The 23,975-nt window shown below is 69.5% G+C and carries 22 protein-coding genes and 1 tRNA gene; 18 read left to right on the top strand and 5 right to left on the bottom strand.

Features of this window, described 5'->3' with window-relative positions; genetic code table 11:
- Window positions 1-42: 42 nt before the first annotated feature.
- Window positions 43-1,386 carry a UDP-N-acetylglucosamine 1-carboxyvinyltransferase gene (gene murA, locus ACWFR3_RS35805; protein WP_361186749.1) on the bottom strand — a complete coding sequence of 448 codons (1,344 nt, stop codon included), beginning with the start codon at window positions 1,384-1,386 and terminating at the stop codon, window positions 43-45.
- 245 nt (window positions 1,387-1,631) lie between these two features.
- Between murA and ACWFR3_RS35800 the strand changes: the two genes are divergently transcribed.
- From ACWFR3_RS35800 to ACWFR3_RS35735, 14 genes are all read left to right on the top strand, one after another.
- Window positions 1,632-2,291, top strand: a complete 660-nt coding sequence (locus ACWFR3_RS35800; protein ID WP_453738864.1) for a YqgE/AlgH family protein — start codon at window positions 1,632-1,634, stop codon at window positions 2,289-2,291.
- A gap of 304 nt (window positions 2,292-2,595) precedes the next feature.
- Window positions 2,596-3,255 carry a hypothetical protein gene (locus tag ACWFR3_RS35795; RefSeq protein WP_453738863.1) on the top strand — a complete coding sequence of 220 codons (660 nt, stop codon included), beginning with the start codon at window positions 2,596-2,598 and terminating at the stop codon, window positions 3,253-3,255.
- Between the two features lie 20 nt (window positions 3,256-3,275).
- A complete protein-coding gene (locus ACWFR3_RS35790) occupies window positions 3,276-4,277 on the top strand; it encodes a hypothetical protein (protein ID WP_453738862.1) in 1,002 nt (333 codons plus the stop codon).
- A gap of 66 nt (window positions 4,278-4,343) precedes the next feature.
- On the top strand, window positions 4,344-4,631 hold the full coding sequence (locus tag ACWFR3_RS35785; protein ID WP_453738861.1) for a hypothetical protein: 288 nt from the start codon (window positions 4,344-4,346) through the stop codon (window positions 4,629-4,631).
- Window positions 4,632-4,763: 132 nt separating this feature from the next.
- Window positions 4,764-6,005 carry a hypothetical protein gene (locus tag ACWFR3_RS35780; protein ID WP_453738860.1) on the top strand — a complete coding sequence of 414 codons (1,242 nt, stop codon included), beginning with the start codon at window positions 4,764-4,766 and terminating at the stop codon, window positions 6,003-6,005.
- A 14-nt stretch (window positions 6,006-6,019) separates the two neighbouring features.
- Window positions 6,020-6,427 (top strand): hypothetical protein, encoded by a 408-nt coding sequence (locus tag ACWFR3_RS35775; protein ID WP_453738859.1) that lies wholly within the window; start codon window positions 6,020-6,022, stop codon window positions 6,425-6,427.
- Window positions 6,417-7,094 (top strand): hypothetical protein, encoded by a 678-nt coding sequence (locus ACWFR3_RS35770; protein ID WP_453738858.1) that lies wholly within the window; start codon window positions 6,417-6,419, stop codon window positions 7,092-7,094. Before ACWFR3_RS35775 ends, ACWFR3_RS35770 begins: the two co-directional genes overlap by 11 nt.
- Window positions 7,091-7,711: a hypothetical protein gene (locus ACWFR3_RS35765; RefSeq protein WP_453738857.1), complete on the top strand. Its 621-nt coding sequence runs from the start codon at window positions 7,091-7,093 to the stop codon at window positions 7,709-7,711. Before ACWFR3_RS35770 ends, ACWFR3_RS35765 begins: the two co-directional genes overlap by 4 nt.
- Window positions 7,712-7,857: 146 nt before the next feature.
- Window positions 7,858-8,166, top strand: a complete 309-nt coding sequence (locus tag ACWFR3_RS35760; RefSeq protein ID WP_383275550.1) for a DUF3039 domain-containing protein — start codon at window positions 7,858-7,860, stop codon at window positions 8,164-8,166.
- A 108-nt stretch (window positions 8,167-8,274) separates the two neighbouring features.
- Complete coding sequence (locus ACWFR3_RS35755) at window positions 8,275-9,891, top strand: beta-N-acetylhexosaminidase (protein WP_453738856.1); 1,617 nt, start codon at window positions 8,275-8,277, stop codon at window positions 9,889-9,891.
- 296 nt (window positions 9,892-10,187) lie between these two features.
- Window positions 10,188-11,090: an FAD binding domain-containing protein gene (locus ACWFR3_RS35750; protein ID WP_453738855.1), complete on the top strand. Its 903-nt coding sequence runs from the start codon at window positions 10,188-10,190 to the stop codon at window positions 11,088-11,090.
- Window positions 11,087-12,772, top strand: coding sequence for a 2Fe-2S iron-sulfur cluster-binding protein (locus tag ACWFR3_RS35745; protein ID WP_453738854.1), 1,686 nt, complete (start codon window positions 11,087-11,089; stop codon window positions 12,770-12,772). The genes ACWFR3_RS35750 and ACWFR3_RS35745 overlap by 4 nt, the downstream gene beginning before the upstream one ends.
- On the top strand, window positions 12,769-15,075 hold the full coding sequence (locus ACWFR3_RS35740; protein ID WP_453738853.1) for a xanthine dehydrogenase family protein molybdopterin-binding subunit: 2,307 nt from the start codon (window positions 12,769-12,771) through the stop codon (window positions 15,073-15,075). The genes ACWFR3_RS35745 and ACWFR3_RS35740 overlap by 4 nt, the downstream gene beginning before the upstream one ends.
- 38 nt (window positions 15,076-15,113) lie before the next feature.
- The gene (locus tag ACWFR3_RS35735; RefSeq protein WP_453738867.1) at window positions 15,114-15,608 is read left to right on the top strand and encodes an AAA family ATPase; all 495 of its coding nucleotides are present in this window, start codon (window positions 15,114-15,116) and stop codon (window positions 15,606-15,608) included.
- Window positions 15,609-15,719: 111 nt separating this feature from the next.
- On the opposite strand, the gene ACWFR3_RS35730 is transcribed toward ACWFR3_RS35735, so the two are convergent.
- Window positions 15,720-15,791 (bottom strand) — tRNA-Cys (locus tag ACWFR3_RS35730).
- 195 nt (window positions 15,792-15,986) lie between these two features.
- Between ACWFR3_RS35730 and ACWFR3_RS35725 the strand changes: the two genes are divergently transcribed.
- The 4 genes from ACWFR3_RS35725 (at window position 15,987) to ACWFR3_RS35710 (ending at window position 21,224) form a co-directional block, all read left to right on the top strand.
- A complete protein-coding gene (locus ACWFR3_RS35725) occupies window positions 15,987-17,444 on the top strand; it encodes an MFS transporter (protein ID WP_453738852.1) in 1,458 nt (485 codons plus the stop codon).
- Between the two features lie 157 nt (window positions 17,445-17,601).
- Window positions 17,602-19,401, top strand: a complete 1,800-nt coding sequence (locus ACWFR3_RS35720; RefSeq protein ID WP_389908415.1) for a DEAD/DEAH box helicase — start codon at window positions 17,602-17,604, stop codon at window positions 19,399-19,401.
- Window positions 19,402-19,738: 337 nt separating this feature from the next.
- The gene (locus ACWFR3_RS35715; protein WP_190080202.1) at window positions 19,739-20,380 is read left to right on the top strand and encodes an IclR family transcriptional regulator; all 642 of its coding nucleotides are present in this window, start codon (window positions 19,739-19,741) and stop codon (window positions 20,378-20,380) included.
- Window positions 20,381-20,417: 37 nt separating this feature from the next.
- Entirely contained in the window at window positions 20,418-21,224 is an 807-nt protein-coding gene (locus tag ACWFR3_RS35710) for a S16 family serine protease (RefSeq protein ID WP_453738851.1), read from the top strand.
- A gap of 152 nt (window positions 21,225-21,376) precedes the next feature.
- Here the strand turns inward: ACWFR3_RS35710 and ACWFR3_RS35705 are convergent, their stop codons facing one another.
- From ACWFR3_RS35705 to ACWFR3_RS35695, 3 genes are all read right to left on the bottom strand, one after another.
- A complete protein-coding gene (locus ACWFR3_RS35705; protein ID WP_453738850.1) occupies window positions 21,377-21,991 on the bottom strand; it encodes an ArsR/SmtB family transcription factor in 615 nt (204 codons plus the stop codon).
- A 120-nt stretch (window positions 21,992-22,111) separates the two neighbouring features.
- The gene (locus ACWFR3_RS35700; RefSeq protein WP_453738866.1) at window positions 22,112-23,080 is read right to left on the bottom strand and encodes a glycine betaine ABC transporter substrate-binding protein; all 969 of its coding nucleotides are present in this window, start codon (window positions 23,078-23,080) and stop codon (window positions 22,112-22,114) included.
- An 8-nt stretch (window positions 23,081-23,088) separates the two neighbouring features.
- Window positions 23,089-23,940 (bottom strand): ABC transporter permease, encoded by an 852-nt coding sequence (locus ACWFR3_RS35695; protein ID WP_453738865.1) that lies wholly within the window; start codon window positions 23,938-23,940, stop codon window positions 23,089-23,091.
- Window positions 23,941-23,975: the final 35 nt, after the last annotated feature.

Raw genomic sequence — 23,975 nt, 5'->3', positions numbered from 1 at the left:
GTCACCCGGTGGGTGACCGCCCCTTCTATGTCTTCGTGCGCGTCAGCCGAGCGTCGCCCTGCCCGGCAGCTCCACCTTCGCGCCGAGCTCCACGAGCTTGTCCATGAAGTTCTCGTAGCCGCGGTTGATCAGGTCGATGCCGTGCACGCGGGACGTGCCCTGCGCCGCCAGAGCCGCGATCAGGTACGAGAAGCCGCCGCGCAGGTCGGGGATGACCAGATCGGCGCCCTGGAGCTTCGTGGGGCCGCTGACGACCGCCGAGTGGAGGAAGTTGCGCTGGCCGAAGCGGCAGTCCGAGCCGCCCAGGCACTCCCGGTAGAGCTGGATGTGTGCGCCCATCTGGTTGAGCGCGGAGGTGAAGCCGAGCCGGGACTCGTAGACCGTCTCGTGGACGATGGAGAGGCCCGCGGCCTGCGTGAGCGCCACCACCAGGGGCTGCTGCCAGTCGGTCTGGAAGCCGGGGTGCACGTCCGTCTCCAGGGCGATCGCGTTGAGCGAGCCGCCCGGGTGCCAGAAGCGGATGCCCTCGTCGTCGATCTCGAAGGCACCGCCCACCTTCCGGTAGGTGTTCAGGAACGTCATCATCGACCGCTGCTGGGCGCCGCGGACGTAGATGTTGCCTTCGGTCGCCAGGGCCGCGGAAGCCCACGAGGCGGCCTCCAGGCGGTCCGAGAGGGCGTGGTGGTTGTAGCCGCCCAGGCTGTCGACGCCGGTGACCCTTATGGTCCGGTCGGTGTCCATCGCGATGATCGCGCCCATTTTCTGCAGGACGCAGATGAGGTCTTCGATCTCGGGCTCGACGGCGGCGTTCGAGAGCTCGGTGACGCCCTCGGCCAGCACGGCGGTCAGCAGAACCTGCTCGGTGGCGCCGACGGAGGGGTACGGCAGCTTGATCTTCGTGCCGCGCAGCCGCTGCGGGGCCTCCAGGTACTGGCCGCCCTCGCGCTTCTCGATGGTCGCGCCGAACTGGCGGAGCACCTCGAAGTGGAAGTCGATGGGCCGGCCGCCGATGTCGCAGCCGCCGAGGCCGGGGATGAAGGCGTGCCCGAGGCGGTGCAGGAGCGGCCCGCAGAAGAGGATCGGGATACGCGACGACCCGGCGTGGGCGTCGATGTCCGCGACGTTGGCGCTCTCCACGTGCGAGGGGTCCATGACCAGCTCGCCCGGCTCCTCACCGGGGCGGACCGTCACGCCATGCAGCTGCAGGAGTCCGCGTACGACGCGGACGTCGCGGATGTCGGGGACATTGCGCAGCCTGCTCGGAGCGCTGCCGAGCAGCGCGGCGACCATGGCCTTGGGCACGAGGTTCTTCGCGCCGCGGACACGGATCTCGCCCTCCAGCGGGGTTCCGCCGTGGACAAGCAGTACATCGTCGGTGACGGTCATGAATCTCGCGTTCCGATTGGATGGACGGGTGGACCAAAGGGCAAGCGTAATGGGCGTGTACCCCCTTCCCGTAAGGCCAAGGGCGTCCAGAACGCGTCATGAGTTCGTGACAACACGAACCGTTCGGAACCGGACACTCCGGGTCACCATCGAAAGCGTGCGCTCCGGACGCCCCGATGCGCCCCTGAGCTGCATTCACTCCTGTACGGGCATTGCCTCCCCCCGCGGGGCAAAGATGCGGGATCATGTCGTTCATGACGGAGGTGTCCTCGCTCACAGGGCGGCTGCTCGTGGCCACGCCTGCCCTGGCGGACCCGAACTTCGACCGCGCGGTGGTGCTGCTCCTCGACCACGACGAGGAGGGCTCGCTCGGCGTGGTCCTCAACAGGCCCACGCCGGTGGACGTCGCCGACATCCTGGACGGCTGGGGCGATCTGGCCGGCACTCCGGGGGTCGTCTTCCAGGGCGGCCCCGTCTCGCTCGATTCCGCGCTCGGCGTGGCGGTGATCCCCGGCGAAGAGACCGCACCCCCTTCTTCTCTTTCCTCTCCTTCCTCACCTTCCACTCCTGCCCCTTCGTCGCCCGGCACCCGGCCGCGCCCGGCCAGAGGCGAGCCGATCGGCTGGCGCCGGGTGCACGGCGCGATCGGCCTGGTCGACCTGGACACACCCCCCGAACTCCTGGCCCCCGCACTCGGCTCGCTGCGGATCTTCGCCGGATACGCGGGCTGGGGCCCGGGCCAACTAGAGGACGAACTGACGGAGGGCGCCTGGTACGTGGTCGAGTCGGAACCCGGCGACGTTTCCTCCCCGTCGCCGGAGAGGTTGTGGCGGGCGGTGTTGCGGCGGCAGCGGAGTGAGTTGGCGATGGTGGCTACTTATCCGGATGATGCTTCGCTGAACTGAGCGGCGGTTCGCAGGATTTGGGGTGGCGCGTGGCGTGGCCCGGGTGAGGCGATCGGCGCCAGATTGGCATATGCCGGAGTGTGCCGCTTGAGGTGCGCATGCAAATGTGGCTGGGCGCCCTGCGTTGACTGCTACGCAGTGTCGCAACCGGCATGCGGGCCCCACGAGCCCGGAGTGCGGAGCTGACTGCGCGCCGCGGCGTGCCTCACTCGCCCCGGCCGCTAGCGGAATCCGCTCTGTTGTCACCTGCGATGTCACGGATAGTGTTCGCGTGCTTACGCTAACCGCACCCCCGGAGACCAGAGTGAACCGCCCCGCCCGGCTCGTAGCAGCCGTGTTCGCCGCATGTGCGGCCCTGTGTACGGCCCTGCTGTTGACCGCCTGTGGTGGGTCGGCCGACGACATGGGCAACGACAAAATTGCCGGTACTGACGAAGGCGGCACGGAGTCGGCATCGGCATCGCCGTCGGCGGACGGGATCGACAGGCCGGAGATCAAACTGGCTTCGGACATGGAGAACGTCTTCGATGGCCAGGAGGCCGGTGACGCGGTGAAGAACGCGATCCTGGCGGACAACGAGCGCCGCATCAACGCGACGGACGCGGCGCTCGCGACGGGGGACCTGACGCATTCCGCCCTCGCCTTCTACGCCACGGACCGGGCATTGACCGGCCTCTACGAGTACGCCAAGGGCAACATCGACAAGAACACGAGTTGGGCGGGAACGGTCCGCTATTTCGACCGGCGGGTAACGGTGTTCAGCAAGACGTCGGCGGCGGTGACGTACTGCGTGGACGAGAGCCGGGCGAACCTCAAGGACCGCAAGACGAACAAGGTGACCAAGGCGGAGACGTCGCCCGACAGCTACGTCTTCTACAACACCGCGATGAAGAAGAACAAGGACGGCGTTTGGCAGACCCGGGACCTCGGCGAGGACCGCGGGTCGCAGAAGTGCCAGCCGTGATCTTGCATCGGGGCGGGACGGTGACTGTGTTCGCCGCCGTGGTGTGCGTTTTCGGAACCCATGAGGCCCTGGCCGGAGGCCGTGCCGACTCCGGATCTCAGGAGTCGGCGTCGTCGGGCCAGTCCTACGGGAGAGACCTGGTGTCGCGGGTCCTCTTCAAGGTGGAGGGCGGCTCCGCCGAAGCTGAGGGCTCCGGCGCTCTGACCCCCGCCGTGACGGACTGGAAGTCCCCTGCCTGCTGGTACGAGCCGTACTGGAAGGCCAAGGACTTCAAGACCTTCGTGGAGGCTCAGTGGTCCATCTACGAATCGGTCGGCGGAGACGCCGCGAGCATCGCGGGGGACAAGGCGCGCTACAAGGGTGGCAAGCCGTATAAGGACTTCAATGCCGACAAGAACGGCAAAGGTATGTGGTGGGTGGGCGTCAAGAACCCGGACATGGGGGAGGACCCGGCCACCGGCGCTTGTGGGCGCCAGCCCTTCTGGGTGAACAACGGCGAGCCTTCGAACGTCCCTCAGGCCATCGACCCAGAGACACTCGCCGCCCTCGCCTACCAGCAGACCAGGGTGCCGGACACCGAGATCGAGCTGAAGCCCGAGGCCAAGTCGACGGTGAATCTGCCTACTTGGGCCTGGCTGGACAAGGGCACGTTCAGGGCGGTCAAGGTCCGCGCCGTGCTGCCCGGCACCGGGTTGTGGGCGCAGACCACCGCGGAGCCGATCAGCCTCCACCTGGAGCCGGGTACGGCGGACGCGGAGACGTACCCGGTATCCGGTGAGTGCGAGTTCAACAAGGACGGCAGTATCGGAATTCCGTACACCAAGGGCGCTTCTCGGCGGAAACCGCCGTGCGGGATCAATTATCTGCGGGCCACCAGCGGTCAGCCCTACCACTTGAAAGCGTCAGTGACCTGGGCGATCGAATGGTCCGGCACCGGTGGCGCAAAGGGTGACCTCCCGGACGGCACGTTCGAGACCACCCAGAACATGAACGTCCAGGAGATCCAATCCGTCAACCGCTGAAGGCGGTTCGTCCGCACGCTGCGAGTTCAACCGAATTGACCGTCTGGGAAAGGGGAGTCCGGATAAGTGTCTGATTTGACTGTCGACTATGAGTTGCTCAATAAGTCGGCGAAGCAGCTGGGAGCCATTCAAAGGGAGTTCAAGAACCTGGGTGAGTGGAAAGATGACATTAAGGCGGTCGTCGGGGCTTCCGGAATTAAAGGGGCCATGTCTGATTTTATCGACAACTGGGACGACAATCGCAAGCGTCTTCTTGAGTCGCTGGACGCTGTCGGGGCGATGGTCGAGGGAACCCGGAATGCGTTTTGCGGACTCGATGACAAGTTGTCGGAGTCCGGCAGGAAGAAGAAATAGTGATGCGTCAAGCACGTCGGCCTGCTAGCTGGCTTCGGGGGGAAAGTGGCGCGACCAAAGGATTGGCATCCTCTGTGCGAAGTTGATCCTGTACCGGGTGATCCCGACGGGATTCGTGACCAGGTCAAGCACATGAAGAAGATCGCCGAGTATCTGCGCACCCAGGCGGCGGCGCTCAATGCGATGGCTGACGCCGACAATCTCAAGGGAAAGTACGCGGAGAAACTCGCTGAGGACGCGCGTGGTTTGGGCCGAAAGCTCGATGAGGCGGAAGACCGGTACCGCGAGGTAAAAGGTCACCTGTCCTGCTGGGGCAACGAGCTCGAAGAGTTCCAGAGGAGGGCGGACAAGGCGCTTGGTGACGCCAAGGACGCCCAACACGTGATCGACACCCGTGAGGGCAAGGCAGACGACAAGCCCGGTTCCGGCGAGAGTGAAAAGGGTCCTGATGCGAAGGACCCCGCGCTCAAGCGCGCCAAGGAAGACTTGGAGAACGCTCGAGGGCGACTTGCCGTGGCGGTCGGCGAATACGACGAACGCTCCGGTCATTTCGCCGGCAAGATCCGGTACTCCATCGACGATGACATGAAGGACAGCTTGTGGAACGACGCCAAGGGGGCCGTTGCTGACGCGGAATGGATCGGCGAATGGGCAGACAGGCTGAGCTGGGTTGCGACGGCAGTAGGCGTGGCCGCCATGCTCTTCCCTGGTATCGGCTGGATTGCGGCCGCCCTGACCGTAGCCGTGCTGGCTGCCCACGTCGTGCAGGCGGCAACAGGGAACGGGTCATGGTTCGACGTTGTCATGGACATCGGGGCGTTGAAGCTGGCGCGTATTGGCGTGAAGGCGGCCAAGGGGATGAAGCTCCTGCAGGAGAGCTCACGTCAAGTCGCTGCCAAATCGGCCGGTACTGCCCAGCGGGTGCAGAGCGCGTCGAGAACCGCGGGGTCGCGGGCCAGCTCGGTGGCGAAGTCCAAGAAGGGGGGTGGCAGGTCGGGTAATGCGCGCAAGAACGCCAGAGCCCGTAACATGCGCCAATTGACCAAAAGCCAGGCAGACGGGAAGAAGGCGGCCGGCGAGGTGCGCGATGCCGAGATGCCGCAGATTACCGCGCAGGAGAAGGCGGGTGTGCTGGGAGACGCCCAGCTCGGCCGTCAGATGAAGGACATCAAGAAGTGGCGGGACGAGTTTCCCCGCAACACGCAGCTCGCGGACAACGCCCGCGAGGCCGATCGTCATAAGGACGCGCTCGTAGGATCGTGGGGAGCCAGCACGGTTCTCGATAGCGGAGACAAGGGCGGCGACGTGGTCTCGGATGGTGAGTACAGCAGAATGAAGGATCGCATGACGAGGCCGGTTGGCTCGCAGTGGTGAGGAAGAGTGGGTCGATGACCGCGGAAAGTTCCGACCGGGCAGCCCGCAGTGAGCGGCGATTGGCGTTGCACCTTGGCTTCTTCAAATGGTTCTTCCTGCTGTCCATGCTGCGCATGTTCGCCACACCCGCGAGCAAGGACTTCTTTGGCAGGGAACTGGTGCCGTGGCCGACGTGGGACTGGGCCCTATGCGCGGTGGTGCCCGTTCTCCTGATCTATCTGTCCCGGCGCTCGGATGATTGGAAGGACCTGCGAGGCGAGCGCAGCCTCATCAAGTGGGCACTCATTCTGTATCTCTTCTACGCATTGATGGGAGCCGTGGGCAGAGGCTTTTGGGTTCTCTGGCTCGCTGTGGGTATCTGTCTCGCCGGCTTCGCGGGAATGTGGCATCTCAACCGCGAGGAGCGACTTCGTGCTCACTGACCAAAGCAGGCCGACCCTGCAGGCCGAGGATGCGGGCCGTCCGGTCACCGGCTACCGCGTCATCATCCCTGATGAGTGGGCCCAAGTCCCCCTGCGCCAGGGCACGGAGGACGCCGTCCGCCGGATCCTCGACGACGCCTGCGCCCGCATTCCCGACGATGCGCCGCACGACAAGATCGGTCCCTACAAGCGTGAGCTGGAGCGCCGCTTCCGGGAAGCCGTCGGGCAGGCTGCGAAGAGCAAGGCTCTGGACCTCTACCTGCCGGTCAAGCCGATGGGCGGAGTCAGCATCGGGGCCTCGATCCTCGTCTCCGAAAGCCTTCTGCCCCGACGTTCGGGGCTGTCGCAGAGTGGGGTCGAGCCGACCGAGGCGGCGGTTCAGCTCCTCTCCAGGGACGGTGTAGAGGGCGCCGACCTGAGTTCGGGGGAGGTCGACGGGGCCCTCGCGGTCCGCCGCGAGCATGTGGTCGAGGCCGACCGCGGTCAAGGAGTGGAACTCGCCTCCCGGCGCGTCGAATACATGATCTCCGTGCTGGATGACCCGGATCGATGGTTCGTGGCTGCCTTCTCGACCGTGGGTGGCAGCAGCCCCCAGGACGAGCTGGCCGAGGTCCTCGTCGAATGGTTCGACGCCCTTATGGCGAATTTCCGCTGGGTGCGGGGATGAGCGAGTACTTCCGGGCCGTCATCGACATCGAGGACGTCGACCCCACGCCCTGGGTCATGGTGCCGCCGCGGTCCGGGCTGACGGCTCCCTGGTCCGTGTGGGAGGACATCCGCGCCTGGTCGCGGGAGGTCGCCGAAGAACTGTGGGAGGACCACGATCTCGACCCCGGACCGAACGGTGTGGACTTCGTCGCGGGCACCTTGCAACGCTGCGCCGAGGCCTTTGCGCCCCCTGGATCGGACCACTGGGTCTTCCTCCATCTCGATGACCCCACCGATCTGCCGCTCCCGGTCTGCGTGGCGATCGGGCCCGCGTCGGGTGCTCGTGAGGCGACCCTGCGTGGCCTCACTGAGGCGGACGATCCGACAGTCGTCGAGCCTGCGGTCGTGAAGAGTGTCAAGTCCGAGAAGCTGGGCGAAGGGCTGACCACGTTCCGCTATGTGCCGCAGGAGGACTCGCCCCACCTGTTGGCCTGCGTCCGTTACGGCTGGCAGGTGGAGGAGTACGAGGCGGATGTCGTCGTATGGACGGCCACCACCGATGTCGGCCATCTCCTGCGTGCCGCCGATGACCTCGAGGACCTGGCACGGTCGCTCAAGATCTGGGTGGTTCCCTGAAGCTCGCGCGCGGGTGGCACGCACCTGACGGCGACAATAGACGGGAGACTCGGTGCGTGGCGGTCACCGAGTGCAGCACCCGGCACACACGATGCCCGCGTCCGGACGATGCCCGGACGCGCCCGCCGTAGGTACCCTTGGATGCCATGAGCACTCTTGAGCCCGAGCCCGAGCGCGGGGCAGGTACGGGGACCCTCGTTGAGCCGACGCCGCAGGTGTCGAGCGGTGACGGTGACCACGAGCGCTTCGCGCACTATGTCCAGAAGGACAAGATCATGGCGAGCGCGCTCGACGGTACGCCCGTCGTCGCGCTCTGCGGCAAGGTGTGGGTGCCGGGTCGTGACCCGAAGAAGTACCCCGTATGCCCCATGTGCAAGGAGATCTACGAGTCCATGAGCGCCGGCGGCGACAAGGACAAGGGTGGCAATGACGGTAAGGGCGGCGGCAAGAAGTAGCCCGCCCGGAGCTGAAGCCCGGAGCTGATCCGAACCTCCTCGCGTAGGGGCGTTGCGTGTACCGCAACGCCCCTTTTGCGTTGTGCAATGGCATGGCAGCCTCGCCGCATGACCTTTGAGCAACTCATCCCGGCGCCCGCACGCGCCGAGGGACCGCATTCCGAAGGCTTCATCCTCGACTCCTCGACCGCGCTGCGGGCCGGACCCGGCACCGAGTCCACCGAGCGCTGGCTGCGCGCCACCCTCGGCGGCGCGCTCGGGCTGCCCCTCGCCCCGGGGGAGGGCAAGGGAGTGTCGCTCACGATCGACGACTCCCTCGCCGCCGAGGCGTACCGGCTCGGAGTGACGGAGAACGGTATCGAGATCGCCGGTGGCGCCGCCCCCGGCGTCTTCTGGGGCGCGCAGACCCTGCGCCAGCTCGTGGGGCCGCAGGCGTTCCGGCGGGCCCCGCTGCGGGCCGCCGAGAGGCACGCCGTCGCGGGGTGCCTCATCGAGGACAGCCCGCGCTTCGGGTGGCGCGGCATGATGCTCGACGTGGCCCGGCATTTCATGCCCAAGGACGGGGTTCTGCGGTATCTCGATCTTCTTGCCGCGCATAAGTTGAACGTCTTTCACTTTCATCTCTCCGACGATCAGGGCTGGCGCGTCGAGATCAAGCGCTACCCGAAGCTGACGGAGGAGTCCTCGTGGCGGCCGCGCTCGAAGTGGGGGCACCGCGCGTCCGAGCTGTGGAACGACACCCCGCACGGCGGCTACTACACGCAGGACGACATCCGCGAGATCGTCGCGTACGCCCATGAGCGGCACATCGCCGTCGTACCGGAGATCGACATCCCCGGGCACTCGCAGGCCGCCATCCACGCCTATCCGGAACTCGGCAACACCGACGTCGTCGACACCGCATCGCTCGGCGTCTGGGACAGCTGGGGCATCACCCCGAACGTCCTCGCACCGACCGAGAACACCCTCCGTTTCTACGAGGGGGTGTTCGAGGAGCTCCTTGAGCTTTTTCCCTCCACCTTCATTCACGTGGGTGGGGATGAATGTCCCAAGGACCAGTGGAAGGCATCGGCCACCGCGCAGGCCCGCATCAAGGAGCTCGGAGTCGGTGACGAGGACGGCCTTCAGAGCTGGTTCATCCGGCACTTCGACACCTGGCTGACCGAGCGCGGCCGTCGTCTCATCGGCTGGGACGAGATCCTGGAGGGTGGTCTTGCCGAAGGGGCCACCGTTTCCTCCTGGCGCGGGTACGGCGGTGGCATCGCGGCGGCCAAGGCCGGGCACGACGTCGTCATGTGTCCGGAGCAGCAGGTGTACTTGGACCACCGGCAGCACGGCGGGCCCGACGAGCCCGTGCCCATCGGCTTCGTCCGCACCCTGGAGGACGTGTACCGCTTCGAGCCGGTGCCGCCTCAGCTCACCGAGGAGGAGGCCCGGCACGTCCTCGGCACCCAGGCCAACGTCTGGACCGAGGTGATGGAGTACCACGCACGCGTGGACTACCAGGTGTTCCCGCGTCTGGCCGCCTTCGCCGAGGTCGCCTGGAGCACGCTGCCCGCGCCCGCCGAGCGGGACTACGCGGACTTCGAGCGGCGAATGACCGAGCACTACGCGCGACTTGACGCACTCGGCGTCGACTACCGCCCGCCCGGCGGCCCGTTGCCGTGGCAGAAGCGCCCGGGCGTGCTCGGACGCCCGATCGAGGGGGCGCCCCCGAACAGGTGAGGCACACCCCGTAGTCCGCGTGTCGGGCTGCCCGCGCTGGGAGCGTGGGCAGCCGGACCAAAGGCGGACAATGATCACCGAAGAGTGGCAATTCCCGCTGACCGGCAAGGGAGTGCGAAAACGGTTCATCTCCCAGGACTGCGGACGAATGGCTCCTAGCGGACCCCCGCGCCGGGGGCCGGGGAAGATGTGCCAGAGTTGCCACGTCCGGGCTGTGAACACGTACCGTACGGCGGAACAGGCGTAACGGTGAGAACGGCGAGAAGGCCGCCGGGCATCGGGAAGGGGCAGCCGGTTTGACCACGCACGCACCGCAGGCGGCGCAGAACGCGCAGACGGCGAAGCTGCCTGGGACGTTGGACGAGGCCGTCGAGGCGCTCGCCGCGATGCCCGCCGCCGTGCCCGTGGCCGGCGGCACCGACCTCATGGCCTCCGTCAACGCGGGCCTCCTGCGCCCCGCCGCGCTCGTCGGCCTCGGCCGCATCAGCGAGATCCGCGGCTGGCAGTACCAGGACGGCCACGCGCTGCTCGGCGCGGGCCTCACCCACGCACGCGTCGGACGGCCCGACTTCGCCGCCCTGATCCCGGCGCTCGCCGCTGCCGCGCGCGCGGCGGGACCCCCGCAGATCCGCAACGCGGGCACCCTCGGCGGCAACATCGCCACCGCGGGGCCGACCGGCGACACCCTGCCCGTCCTGGCCGCCCTGGAAGCCGTCCTCATCATCGCGGGACCCGGCGGCGCGCGCCGCGAGGTGCCCGTCTCGCACCTGCTCGCGGGGATGGACATGCTCCGCCCCGGCGAGCTCATCGGTTTCGTACGGCTGCCGCTCCTGCACGCCCCGCAGGTCTTCCTGAAGGCCACGGGGCGGACCGGACCCGGCCGCGCCACCGCGTCCGTCGCGCTGGTCCTCGACCCCGCGCGGCGCGGGGTGCGCTGTGCGGTCGGCGCCGTCGCGCCGATGCCGCTGCGGCCCCTTGAGGCCGAGCAGTGGGTGGCCTCGCTGATCGACTGGGACGGCGGCCGGACGATCGTGCCGGAGGCGCTCACCGCCTTCGGTGAGTACGTCGCCGCCGCGTGCATCCCCGACCAGCCCCCGGCGGAGGACGGCTCCCCGCAGCCGCTGCCGCCCGCCGTACTGCATCTGCGGCGCACCGTCGCCGCGCTGGCCCGACGAGCACTGGGGAGGGCGCTGTCGTGAGCGACGACCAGAACAACAACAACGGCGGCTGGCAGCCGCATCCGCAGGGCGAGTACGACTCGGACGCCACGGCCTTCGTGCAGCTGCCGGAAGGCGCGCTCGACTCCTTCGACCACTCGCCGCTCGCCGCGCCCGGACACGGCTACGTGCCGCCGCAGATAACGGTCACCCCGACGACCGCCGACGCGACGGACCCGGCGGCCACGGGCGTCTGGGCGATGCCGCCCGAGGTGACCGGCGTCCAGAACGTGCAGTGGCCCGCCGCGGGCGGGGCCGGCGGGGTGCCCGAGCCGGCCGGTCACGACGTGCAGGAGCACGCGTACGACCCGCGGGCCACCGGGCAGTGGAGCTTCCACGAGGCGGAGGAGCACGCGCCCGCCGCCCCCGCCCCGGCCGATGTCACCGGCCAGTGGTCAATTCCTGTCGCCAATGGTGATCTTCCGGATGAATCGGGCGAGTTCACCGCGTCTTCGCTCGCCGCGCAGTGGGGCGGCACGCCGCCCGCGACGCTGCCTGGCGGTGCCGCGGCGCCGTGGGCGACCGGCGGCGCGGACGCGGGCGCGCCGTGGTCGGAGCCGGTGCAGCAGCCGCACGTGGAGCCGCAGCAGTACGCCGAGCCGCATCCGCATCTGAACCCGCACCCGCATGCCGGGCCCGAGCCGTACGCCCAGCCGGATCCGTACGACCACCAGCACCAGCACCAGCAATACGTCGAGCCGCAGCACCACGAGCCCGTTGTGCCCCCGGAGCCGTTCGTTCCCGAGGCGCCGGTCGCTCCGGAGATGCACGTGGTGGTGCCCGAGGCGCCTGCCGTCCACCCGGAGCCGGAGCCGGAACCGGAACTCGTGCCCGATCCGGAGCCCGAAGCCGAAGCGGCGCCCGCGCCCGAAGCCGAGCCCGAGCCGGAGCCGGACACCCCGGCCGAAGCGGAAGCCGAAGCTGAGGCCGAGGTCGAGGCCGAGGCCGAGGGAGAGGGCGAAACCGAGGCCGCCCCCGAAGCCCCCGAAACCGACGAAGAGGCAACGGCGGTCACCACCACCGTCCTCGGCGACGAACACCCCCTCTGCTCGTACGTCCTGCGCGTCAACGGCACCGACCGCCCCGTCACGGACGCCTGGATCGGCGAGTCCCTGCTCTACGTCCTGCGCGAGCGCCTCGGCCTCGCGGGCGCCAAGGACGGCTGCTCGCAGGGCGAGTGCGGGGCCTGCAACGTCCAGGTGGACGGCCGCCTCGTCGCCTCCTGCCTGGTGCCCGCGGCCACCGCCGCCGGCAGCGAGGTCCGCACCGTCGAGGGCCTCGCCGTCGACGGCAGACCCTCCGACGTGCAGCGGGCGCTCGGCGCCTGCGGTGCCGTCCAGTGCGGCTTCTGCGTACCGGGCATGGCGATGACCGTGCACGACCTGCTGGAGGGCAACCCCGCCCCGACCGACCTGGAGACCCGCCGCGCCCTGTGCGGCAACCTGTGCCGCTGCTCCGGCTACCGCGGTGTGCTCGACGCCGTGCAGGAGGTGGTCGCCGAACGCGAGGCGTCCGCGTCCGCCGCCGAGCCGTCGGCCCGCGGCGACCAGTCGGGCGAGGCGCGCATCCCGCACCAGGCGGGACCCGGCGACGGAGGGGTCAACCCGACGGCGCAGGACGGCACGTACGAAGGTCCCTACGGCCAGGACGGAGGCCAGGCGTGAGCAACGAAGCCGCGGCGCACACCGCGACCGCCGTGGAGACGCAGCCAGGACCCGAGCCGCTGCCGCACGGCATCGGCGCCTCGCTGCCGTCCGCCGAGTCCCGCGCCAAGACGGAGGGCACGTTCCCCTACGCGGCCGACCTGTGGGCGGAGGGGCTGCTGTGGGCGGCCGTCCTGCGCTCGCCGCACGCGCACGCGCGCATCGTCTCCATCGACACGTCCCAGGCGCGCGAGATGCCCGGCGTGCGCTCCGTCGTCACGCACGAGGACGTGCCCGGCGAGGCGCTGCACGGCCGCAAGACCGCGGACCGCCCGGTCTTCGCCTCCGACGTCGTACGCCACCACGGCGAGCCCATCGCCGCAGTGGCCGCCGATCACCCCGACACGGCGCGGATGGCCGCCGCCGCCATCTTCGTCGAGTACGAGGTGCTCGAGCCGGTCACCGACCCCGAGAAGGCGTTCGCGGCCGAACCCCTGCACCCCGACGGCAACCTGATCCGGCACATCCCGCTGCGGCACGGCGACCCGGAGGCGGCGGGCGAGCTCGTCGTCGAGGGGCTCTACCGCATCGGCCGGCAGGACCCGGCGCCGATCGGCGCCGAGGCGGGTCTTGCCGTACCGCGTCCGGACGGGGGCGTGGAGCTGTACATCGCCTCCACCGACCCGCACACCGACCGCGACATGGCCGCGTCCTGCTACGGCATCGACCCGGACATCGTGAAGGTCGTCGTGACCGGCGTGCCCGGTGCGACCGCCGACCGCGAGGACGCCAGCTTCCACCTCCCGCTCGGCCTGCTTGCCCTCACCACCGGCTGCCCGGTGAAGCTGACGGCGACCCGCGAGGAGTCCTTCCTCGGCCACGCCCACCGCCACCCGACCCTGCTCCGCTACCGCCACCACGCGGACGCCGAGGGCAAGTTGGTGAAGGTGGAGGCGCAGGTCCTGCTCGACGCGGGCGCGTACGCGGACACCTCGTCGGACGCGCTCGCCGCGGCCGTCTCCTTCGCCTGCGGTCCGTACGTGGTCCCCAACGCCTTCATCGAGGGCTGGGCGGTCCGCACGAACAACCCGCCCTCCGGACACGTCCGGGGCGAGGGCGCCATGCAGGTCTGTGCCGCGTACGAGGCGCAGATGGACAAGATCGCCAAGAAGCTGGGCATCGACCCGGCCGAGCTGCGGCTGCGCAACGCGATGGCGACGGGCGACATCCTGCCCACGGGCCAGACGGTGACCTGCCCGGCGCCGGTCGCCGAACTCCTCGCCGCCGTACGGGACTTCCCCCTCCCCGAGCTGCCCAAGGACACCCCCGAGGACGAGTGGCTGCTGCCCGGCGGCCCCGAGGGCGCGGGCGAGCCGGCCGCGGTGCGCCGCGGCGTCGGCTACGGCCTCGGCATGGTCCAACTCCTGGGCGCCGAAGGCACGGACGAGGTCTCCACGGCCACGGTGAAGGTCCACGACGGCGTCGCGACCGTCATCTGCGCGGCGGTCGAGACGGGCCAGGGCTTCTCCACGCTCGCCCGCCAGATCGTCCAGGAGACGCTCGGCATCGACGACGTCCGCGTGGCCCCCGTCGACACGGACCAGCCCCCGGCGGGACCGAGCTGCCACGGCCGCCACACGTGGGTGTCGGGCGGTGCGGTGGAGCGCGCGGCGAAGATGGTCCGCACGCAGCTCCTGCAGCCCCTGGCCCACAAGTTCGGGATGTCCACGGAGCTGCTCCAGATCACCGACGGCAAGATCACCTCGTACGACGGCGTGCTGAGCACGACCGTCACGGAGGCGATGGACGGCAAGGAACTGTGGGCCACGGCCCAGTGCCGCCCGCACCCCACGGAGCCCCTCGACGAGGCGGGCCAGGGCGACGCGTTCGTCGGGATGGCCTTCTGCGCGATCCGCGCGGTCGTGGACGTGGACATCGAGATCGGTTCGGTACGGGTCGTGGAGCTCGCGGTCGCCCAGGACGTGGGCCGCATCCTGAACCCGACCCAGCTGAAGGTGCGTATCGAGGCCGGCGTAACGCAGGGTGTCGGCGCGGCCCTCACGGAGAACCTCCGCACGCCGCGCGGCCTGGTCCGCCACCCCGACCTCACGGGTTACGCCCTCCCGACCGCCCTGGACACCCCCGACATCCGCATCGTGAAGCTGGTGGAGGAGCGGGACGTGGTGGCTCCTTTCGGCGCGAAGGCGGCGAGCGCGGTGCCGGTCGTGACGACTCCGGCGGCGGTGGCGTCGGCGGTGCGTGCGGCCACCGGGCGCCCGGTGAACCGCCTCCCGATCCGCCCGCAGGCGGCGGTCGCGACGTGACGGAGCCCTTGGCCGGTGTCGTCGTCATCACCGGGATCATGGCCTCGGGCAAGTCCACGGTGGCGCAGGCGCTCGCCGAACGCCTTCCGCGCGCGGCGCACGTGCGGGGCGATGTCTTCCGCCGGATGATCGTGTCGGGCGGCGAGGAGTACGAGCCCGGGGCGTCGGAGGAGGCTGCGGCCCAACTCCGCCTGCGTTACGGCCTGTCGGCGGCGACAGCCGACGCCTACGCCGCCGCGGGCTTCGTCGCGGTGGTCCAGGACGTCATCCTGGGCGAGGAATTGAAGACGTACGTGGATCTGCTGCGTACGCGTCCCGTGCACGTCGTCGTCCTGGCCCCGCGCCCGGACGCGGTCACCGCGCGGGAGGCCGGCCGCGGCAAGACCGGCTACGGCGCGTGGACCGTGGAGGCCCTGGACTCGGGGTTCCGCGCCACGACCCCGAGGCTCGGCCTCTGGCTGGACAGCTCCGACCTGACGGTCGACGAGACGGTGGACGCGATTCTCGCGGGGCTCGAAGGGGCGCGGATCTAGGGGCAGGGGGTCCGACTTCTGCGCGCGCCATCGGGCCCGTCGGACCGGTCGCGTGCGGGCCCGGTGGGGGCTGGTCGCGCAGTTCCCCGCGCCCCTTCGGGGCGCTCTTTGAGGCCGTGGCGGGAATCGAACCCACGTAACTCGCTTTGCAGGCGAGTCCCTAAACCACTCGGGCACACGGCCGAGTTCGAACTCGACTCCTTGAACCTAAGCGCCCGGAACCGGCCGCTCAAGGAAATCGCCGCCCCCGCAACGGGACTGCCACACCCCGTTCATGAACGGGCTCCGACGGGGCGAGTGGTCGTACGACCAAGGGACCAGTACCGTCCCGCCTCCGGACAGGGGCCATCTCGTAGTACGCCCCTTACGCTGGCCAGCATGAGCGCCCTCGAACCCCGCGACGCCGAAGTCGCAGCCGCCCCGATAGCCCCGCCCTCCGAGCTCGAGGGCGGAGTGCTGCGCGCCCCCTATCGCGCGCTCAGCCTCGGCATCGTCTCCGTGGTGCTGCTCATCGCCTTCGAAGCGACCGCCGTCGGGACCGCGATGCCGGTTGCCGCCCGTGAGCTGGACGGCATCTCGCTCTACGCCTTCGCCTTCTCCGCGTACTTCACCACCAGCCTCTTCGGCATGGTGCTCTCCGGGCAGTGGGCCGACCGGCGCGGGCCCCTCGGGCCGCTCGCCACCGGGATCGCCGCCTTCGCGGCGGGGCTGCTGCTCTCCGGGACCGCCGGGGCCATGTGGATGTTCATCCTGGGGCGGGCCGTGCAGGGGCTTGGGGGCGGTCTTGTCATCGTCGCCCTCTACGTCGTCGTCAGCCGGGCCTACCCGGAGCATCTGCGCCCGTCCATCCTCGCGGCGTTCGCGGCCAGCTGGGTCGTGCCGTCCGTGGTGGGGCCGCTGGTCGCCGGGACGGTCACCGAGCACCTGGGGTGGCGCTGGGTCTTCGTCGGGATTCCTGTCCTCGTCGTGGGGCCGCTCGCCCTCGCGCTGCCCGCCATCCGGCGCACCGCGTCCGGGCCCGTCGACCCCTCCGCGCCCGCCGAGGCCTTCGACCGGCGGCGCGTACGGCTCGCGCTCGGGATCTCGCTGGGGGCGGGGCTCCTCCAGTACGCCGGCCAGGATCTGCGCTGGCTCTCGCTGCTCCCCGCGGCCGTCGGCGCCGCCGTGCTCGTGCCCGCCGTGCTCGGGCTGCTGCCGCGCGGCACGTACCGGGCCGTGCGGGGCCTGCCCTCCGTCGTGCTGCTGCGGGGCGTCGCCGCCGGGTCCTTCATCGCCGCCGAGTCCTTCGTGCCGCTGATGCTGGTCACCGAGCGCGGACTCACCCCGACCATGGCGGGGCTCTCGCTGGCCGTGGGCGGTGCGACCTGGGCGTTCGGGTCGTTCGTGCAGTCGCGCCCGGCCATGGAGCCGCACCGGACCCGGCTCACGGTCGTCGGGATGATCCTGGTCGCCGCCGCCATCGCCACCGCGCCCACAGTCCTGATCGACGCCGTCCCGGTATGGATCGTCGCGGTGGCCTGGGCCTTCGGCTGCCTCGGCATGGGCACGGTCATCGGGTCCACCAGCGTCCTGCTCCTGCGCCTCTCGCCCCCGAAGGACGCGGGCGCCAACTCCGCCGCCCTCCAGATCTCGGACGGCCTCTCCAACGCCCTGCTCCTGGCCGTGGGCGGCGCGGCCTTCGCCGCACTCGGCGGCGGCATGGTGGGCGCCGGACACGTGGCGGGCGAGGCGAGCGGGTCCCATCCGGGGGCCTTCGTCGCGGTCTTCCTGCCCATGGCGGTGGTTGCCCTGGTCGGGGCCTGGGTGGGGACGCGCCTGAAGGAACGCACGCCCTGAGCAAGCCGTGTGACACCCGTCGCACCTGCCCCCGGCCCCGCATTGTCATCGGACTCGCGTCAACACATCACCGGTAGGGTGGCCCGGTTGTCGTACGTACCCGCCGTATCCGTCGTACTCGCCTGTCGTCCGTACCCGAGCGCCAAAACCGGAGACCGTGACTACCACCGCCGCCAACTCCGCCTCGTCCCACCACCTCTCTCCCGCCTTCCCCGGCCGCGCCCCCTGGGGCACCGCCAACAAGCTGCGTGCCTGGCAGCAGGGCGCGATGGAGCGGTACCTCCAGGAGCAGCCGCGTGACTTCCTCGCCGTCGCGACACCCGGCGCCGGCAAGACGACGTTCGCGCTGACGCTCGCGTCCTGGCTGCTGCACCACCATGTCGTGCAGCAGGTGACGGTGGTCGCGCCTACCGAGCACCTGAAGAAGCAGTGGGCGGAGGCCGCGGCGAAGATAGGGATCAAGCTGGACCCCGAGTACAGCGCGGGGCCGCTCAGCAAGGAGTACCAGGGCGTCGCCATCACGTACGCGGGTGTCGGCGTGCGGCCCATGCTGCACCGCAACCGCGTCGAGCAGCGCAAGACCCTGGTGATCCTCGACGAGATCCACCACGCCGGTGACTCGAAGTCGTGGGGCGAGGCCTGCCTGGAAGCCTTCGAGCCCGCGACCCGGCGGCTCGCGCTCACCGGTACGCCCTTCCGCTCCGACACCAACCCGATCCCCTTCGTCGCGTACGAGGAGGGGAACGACGGCATCCGGCGCTCGGCCGCCGACTACACGTACGGATACGGCAGCGCGCTCGGCGACGGCGTCGTCCGGCCCGTCATCTTCCTCTCCTACTCCGGCAACATGCGCTGGCGCACCAAGGCCGGTGACGAGATCGCGGCGCGGCTCGGCGAGCCGATGACCAAGGACGCCATCTCGCAGGCCTGGCGCACCGCCCTGGACGCGCGCGGCGAGTGGATGCCGAACGTGCTGAAGGCCGCCGACCAGCGGCTCACCGAGGTCAGGAAGGCCATCCCGGACGCGGGCGGGCTCGTGATCGCCTCGGACCAGGACTCCGCACGCTCGTACGCCAAGCTCATCCGCGAGCTCACCGGGGAGAAGGCCACCGTCGTCCTCTCCGACGACACCGGCGCCTCGAAGCGGATCGACGACTTCACCGCGAGCAACGACCGGTGGATGGTCGCGGTCCGCATGGTCTCCGAGGGCGTCGACGTGCCGCGCCTGGCGGTGGGCGTGTACGCGACCACGATCTCCACGCCGCTCTTCTTCGCGCAGGCAGTGGGCCGTTTCGTACGTTCCCGGCGGCGCGGCGAGACCGCGTCCGTCTTCCTGCCGACCGTCCCCGACCTCCTCGGCCACGCCAATGAAATGGAGGTCGAGCGCGACCACGTGCTCGACAAGCCGAAGAAGGAAGGCGAAGAGGACCCCTACGCCGAGTCCGAGAAGGAGATGGACGAGGCGAACAAGGAGGAGGACGAGGACACCGGGGAGCAGGAGCAGTTCTCCTTCGAGGCCCTTGAGTCCGATGCCGTCTTCGACCGGGTTCTCTTCGACGGCGCCGAATTCGGCATGCAGGCTCACCCGGGAAGCGAGGAGGAGCAGGACTACCTGGGCATCCCGGGTCTCCTCGAACCCGACCAGGTGCAGATGCTGCTCCAGAAGCGGCAGGCCCGGCAGATCGCGCACAGCAAGAAGCGGCCCGACGACGAGGCCGATCTTCTCGAACTGCCCGCCGAGCGGCGGCCCGTCGTCTCCCACAAGGAGATGCTGGAGCTGAGGAAGCAGCTCAACACCATGGTCGGCGCGTACTCCCACCAGAGCGGGAAGCCGCACGGCGTGATCCACACCGAGCTGCGGCGCACCTGCGGCGGGCCGCCCAGCGCGGAGGCCACCGCGGGGCAGCTGCGGCAGCGCATCGCGAAGGTCGGGGAGTGGGCCACCCGCATGAAGTAGGGCCCCTCTCCTGGTGACCGGGGGCCCTTCTCCCGGCGGTCGGGGGAGGAGGGGTGTGTTCCGTGTGTGGGGGAGTCGTGCGTACTCCTGCCCGCAGGCCCCGCGTATAGGGCATTGCGCCCCTAACAGTCGGCTGCATGCCCGGATTCTGGACGGAGTCTTCCGCTGAGCGGGACGGTCTCGCTAATGTCCCCGAAACGTACACGCCCCGTGGCAGCGCCGCCGCGGAGCGCAGCCGGAGTTCCGACCGGCGGCCTCTGACGCGCGTCGCCCACGGGACCGGCGACGCAACCGCCGCGTAAAGGGGCCGTCGACCCTCACCTAAGGAGTGGGCGTCGTGACCGCGGAGACTTCCCAGACCCTCGACAGAGGGCTGCGTGTCCTCAAGTTGTTGGCCGACACCGATCACGGGCTCACCGTCACCGAGCTCTCGAACAAGCTCGGTGTGAACCGCACCGTGGTGTACCGCCTTCTCGCCACCCTTGAGCAGCATGCCCTGGTCCGCCGCGACCTGGGCGGCCGCGCCAGGGTCGGCCTCGGGGTGCTGCGCCTGGGCCGCCAGGTGCATCCGCTGGTGCGGGAGGCGGCACTGCCCGCTCTCCGCTCGCTGGCGGAGGACATAGGGGCCACGGCGCATCTGACGCTGGTCGACGGCACCGAGGCCCTCGCCGTCGCCGTCGTCGAGCCGACCTGGACGGATTACCACGTGGCCTACCGCACCGGCTTCCGGCACCCCCTGGACAGGGGCGCCGCGGGCCGGGCGATCCTCGCCGCCAGGCAGGGCCTCGCCACCGACCCCGGCTACGCGCTCACGCACGGCGAGCTCGAGGCGGGCGCGAGCGGGGCCGCGGCACCGCTGGTGGGCGTCACCGGCATAGAGGGCAGCGTGGGGGTCGTCATGCTGTCGGACTCGGTGCCGGAGCGGGTGGGGCCGCGGGTCGTCGACGCGGCCCGTGAGGTAGCCGATGCGTTGCGCTGACTCCTGCCCGTCGCGCCGGTCGCGTTAGATTGATCCCGTGTTCTCCCTCTCCAGCCTCACGCGCCCCAAGGCCCTCGCTGTCTGTGCCGTCCCCGTGGTCGCCCTGCTCGCCGTCACCGCGCTGGCGCCGCTGCCCTTCGCGGTGGCCCAGCCGGGGTCGACGGCGAACGTGCTCGGCATGAGCGAGGGCAAGCCGGTCATCACGATCACCGGTGCGCCCACCCGCGAGACGAGCGGGCAGCTGCGCATGACGACGATCGTGGCGACGGGGCCCGAGATGGACGTGAGCCTGGGCGACGTGGTGGACGGCTGGTTCCGTACGGACCGTTCCGTGATGCCCAAGGACTCGGTGTACCCCACCGGCGACAACGACGAGGAAGTCGAGAAGCACAACCTCGGCGACATGAAGAAGTCGCAGGACACGGCCACGGAGGCCGCGCTCTCCTATCTCAAGGAGAACGGCGTGGACGGCACCGACAAGGTGAAGGTGAAGGTCGACCTCGGCAAGATCGGCGGCCCCAGCGCGGGCCTCTTCCTCTCGCTCGGCATCATCGACCTGATCGACGGGAACGGCAGCGGCGGGGACCTCACGGGCGGCCGGAAGATCGCGGGCACCGGCACGATCGCCGCCGACGGCAAGGTCGGCCCGGTCGGCGGTGTCTCGATGAAGACGCAGGCCGCGAAGCGTGACGGGGCGAGTGTCTTCCTGGTCCCTCAGGCGGAGTGCTCGGACGCGCAGGCGGAGCTGCCGAAGGGCCTGCGGCTGATCCCGGTCAAGACACTGAAGGAAACGGTCGAGTCGCTGCGGGCGCTGGACAAGGGCGGGAAAGTTCCGAGCTGCTGACCAGCTTTAACCCCAACTCGACCATGGTCCAGCCCAGTTGCGTACGCAGAGGCGGGCGCCGGGGGCGTGGGGGAGCGGCCTGGTGCAGTTCCGCGGCCCTGGCGTGGTGCAGCAGCAGGTGTACGTCGGAGTGCATGACTGGCTGAGCCCTTTCACTCGGTGTAGTTCGTCGGGAAGATGTGCGTGTGCAGGCGCACCCTGGCGGAGCCCGGATGCGTCTCGTCGACCGTCAGCGCGCGGTAGCTCTCGATGAGTTCCTCGATCTTTCCCTCCAGTTCGGTGGTGAGCTCGGGCGTCAGGCGCAGTGTGTAGTCACTCATGTCGGAGCTCTCGATCCACTCCGTGGACCACTCGTGCTGGGTGCCGATCCAGGTGGAGAGTTCCGTGGCGTGGAACGTCGCGACCTCGTGGAGGTAGAGGGAGACCGCGCCGCGCACCGCCGGGTCCGGGTCGCTCATGAGCGAGTCGTTCAGGCGCATTCCCTGGTGCGCCGACTGCCACCAGCGCTCGCGTCCCTTGCCGCGCTCCGGTGCGTCCTCGACGAAGCCGTGGGCCGCGAGCTGTCGCAGGTGATAGCTGGTCGCCCCGCTGGACTCGCCCAGGCGGTCCGCCAGTTGGGAAGCGGTCGCCGGTCCGTCCTTGCGCAGTGAGACGAGCAACTGCATGCGCAGCGGATGCGCGAGCCCCCGCAGCGAGCGAGGGGTGAGGTTGTGGATCTTCCGGGTCTCTGGCTCTGCCGTCTGTGGCTCTGCCGTGCCGTCCGTCATGCCTAGAAGGTAAGCATGCAAAGACTCCGTTGCAACCCTTTCTTTGCAACGGAGTCTTTGTAACTTCCGGAAGCTGCACTTCCGTTGGGCGCCCCGCCAGGTCAGGCGCCCCCGCCAGAGCTACTCCTTGACGAACCCCTCCTGGATCAGCCACTCCTTCGCGACCTCATGCGGGTCCTGGCCGTCCACGTCCACCTTGGAGTTCAGCTCCTGGGCCACCTTGTTGTTCAGTTTCTTCGTGATGGGGGCCAGGACCTCCGCCATCTCCGGGTGCTCCTTCAGGGACTTGCTGTTGATCTCCGGGGCGACGTTGTAGTTGGGGAAGAAGTGCTTGTCGTCCTCCATCGGCGTCAGGTTCATCGCCTTGATGCGCCCGTCGGTGGTGAACACCTCGCCGTACACGCACGATCCCTTGGCGGCCTGGGTGTAGATGATCCCGGTGTCCATCTTGGTGATGTTGGAGTTGGGGACCTTCATCCCGTACTCCTTCTGCATGCCGGGCAGGCCGTCCTCGCGCGAGGAGAACTCGCTCTCCACGCACAGCGTGACCGCCTTGGGGTCCGACTTCGACAGCGCCGCCACGTCGGAGAGCGTCTTTGTTTTGTACTTGGCCTTGTTCTTTTCGTTGAGGGCCAGGGCGTAGGTGTTGTTGAGCTCGGCGGGCGGCAGCCAGCTGACGCCGTTCTCCGCGTCCGCCTTGCGCACCGCCTGCCACTGCTTCTGCGGGTCGTCGATGGGTTCGGAGTTGCCGAGGTACGTGATCCAGGCGGTGCCCGTGTACTCGTACATGGCGTCCGCGTCACCGCTCTTGACGGCCTCGCGGGCGCCGATCGAGCCCTGGATGCCCGTCCGGTCCAGGACGTCCGCGCCGGCCGCCTCGAAGGCGATGCCCATGATCGCGCCGAGGATCAGCTGCTCGGTGAACTCCTTGGACGCCACGGTGAGGTCGGCGCCCTTCAGGGGCAGCCCCTTGCCGACCGTGCCCGGCTTGACGTCGTCCACCATCGGGCTGCCGCTGGTGAGGCCGCAGCTCACGAGCAGCGCCCCGCCCATGACACCGGCGACCGCCGTACGCAGCGTCATCGTCATCCTCATCCTCATGACCCGGCCTCCAAGCCGCGCGGACGCAGGACCAGTTCGGCCAGGGAGGCCAGCCAGTCCACGAGCAGCGCGAGCGCGATCGTCAGGATCGAGCCGAGCATGAGCACCGGCATCCGCTGGTTGGTGATCCCGGTGGTGATGAGGTCGCCGAGCCCGCCGCCACCGCCGAAGGTGGCGAGCGTCGCCGTCCCGACGTTCAGGACGAGCGCGGTGCGCACACCGGCGAGGATCAGCGGTACGGCCAGCGGGAGTTCGACCTTGCCGAGGACGCCCAGCGGCGACATGCCGATGCCGCGCGCGGCCTCCAGGAGGGTCGGGTCGTTGGCGTTCAGGCCCGCGATCGTGTTGGAGAGGACCGGCAGGACGGCGTAGATGATGATGCCGATCAGGGCGGACTTCTCGCCGATGCCGATCCAGATCACCAGGAGGGCGAGGAGACCGATCGCCGGGGTCGCCTGGCCGATGTTGGCCAGGGCCATCGCGACGGGAGCCCCTTTGCGGAGCCTTCTGCGGGTCAGCAGGATGCCCAGCGGGATCGCGATGATCAGCACGAAGAACGTGGAGATCACCGTCAGCTGGATGTGCTGGCGGAGCCTGAGCCAGACGTTGCCGTCCGCCAGGGCGTTCTTCGAGATCGAGTCCAGGTCGGCCTGCTGGAACCACAGCCAGGTGAGCAGCAGGAGCAGGACGAGGAACGCGGGCAGCACGGTCAGCTTCAGCCAGCTGATCCGCCGCGGCCTGCCCGTGGCCGCCGGGGGAGGGGGCTCCGGCTCGCCCTCGCCCGTGTCGCGGAAGAGATGGCCCTTGACCTCGTGCTCGCCCTCGGGACGTGGTTCGGGGGCGTCCAGGGGCGAGGGCTTGTGCTCGGGGATCCGGGGGTTGT

Source organism: Streptomyces sp. NPDC055189, assembly GCF_053606765.1.
The sequence above is the reverse complement of the archived record's forward strand: the minus strand, read 5'-3'. Positions and strand labels throughout refer to the sequence as shown.

Coding starts and splice junctions, on each gene's coding strand:
- murA (WP_361186749.1), bottom strand. CDS start 1,386: ATGACCGTCACCGACGATGTACTGCTTGTCCACGGCGGAACCCCGCTG.
- ACWFR3_RS35800 (WP_453738864.1), top strand. CDS start 1,632: ATGTCGTTCATGACGGAGGTGTCCTCGCTCACAGGGCGGCTGCTCGTG.
- ACWFR3_RS35780 (WP_453738860.1), top strand. CDS start 4,764: ATGAAGAAGATCGCCGAGTATCTGCGCACCCAGGCGGCGGCGCTCAAT.
- ACWFR3_RS35775 (WP_453738859.1), top strand. CDS start 6,020: ATGACCGCGGAAAGTTCCGACCGGGCAGCCCGCAGTGAGCGGCGATTG.
- ACWFR3_RS35765 (WP_453738857.1), top strand. CDS start 7,091: ATGAGCGAGTACTTCCGGGCCGTCATCGACATCGAGGACGTCGACCCC.
- ACWFR3_RS35760 (WP_383275550.1), top strand. CDS start 7,858: ATGAGCACTCTTGAGCCCGAGCCCGAGCGCGGGGCAGGTACGGGGACC.
- ACWFR3_RS35755 (WP_453738856.1), top strand. CDS start 8,275: ATGACCTTTGAGCAACTCATCCCGGCGCCCGCACGCGCCGAGGGACCG.
- ACWFR3_RS35735 (WP_453738867.1), top strand. CDS start 15,114: ATGGCCTCGGGCAAGTCCACGGTGGCGCAGGCGCTCGCCGAACGCCTT.
- ACWFR3_RS35725 (WP_453738852.1), top strand. CDS start 15,987: ATGAGCGCCCTCGAACCCCGCGACGCCGAAGTCGCAGCCGCCCCGATA.
- ACWFR3_RS35705 (WP_453738850.1), bottom strand. CDS start 21,991: ATGACGGACGGCACGGCAGAGCCACAGACGGCAGAGCCAGAGACCCGG.
- ACWFR3_RS35700 (WP_453738866.1), bottom strand. CDS start 23,080: ATGACGATGACGCTGCGTACGGCGGTCGCCGGTGTCATGGGCGGGGCG.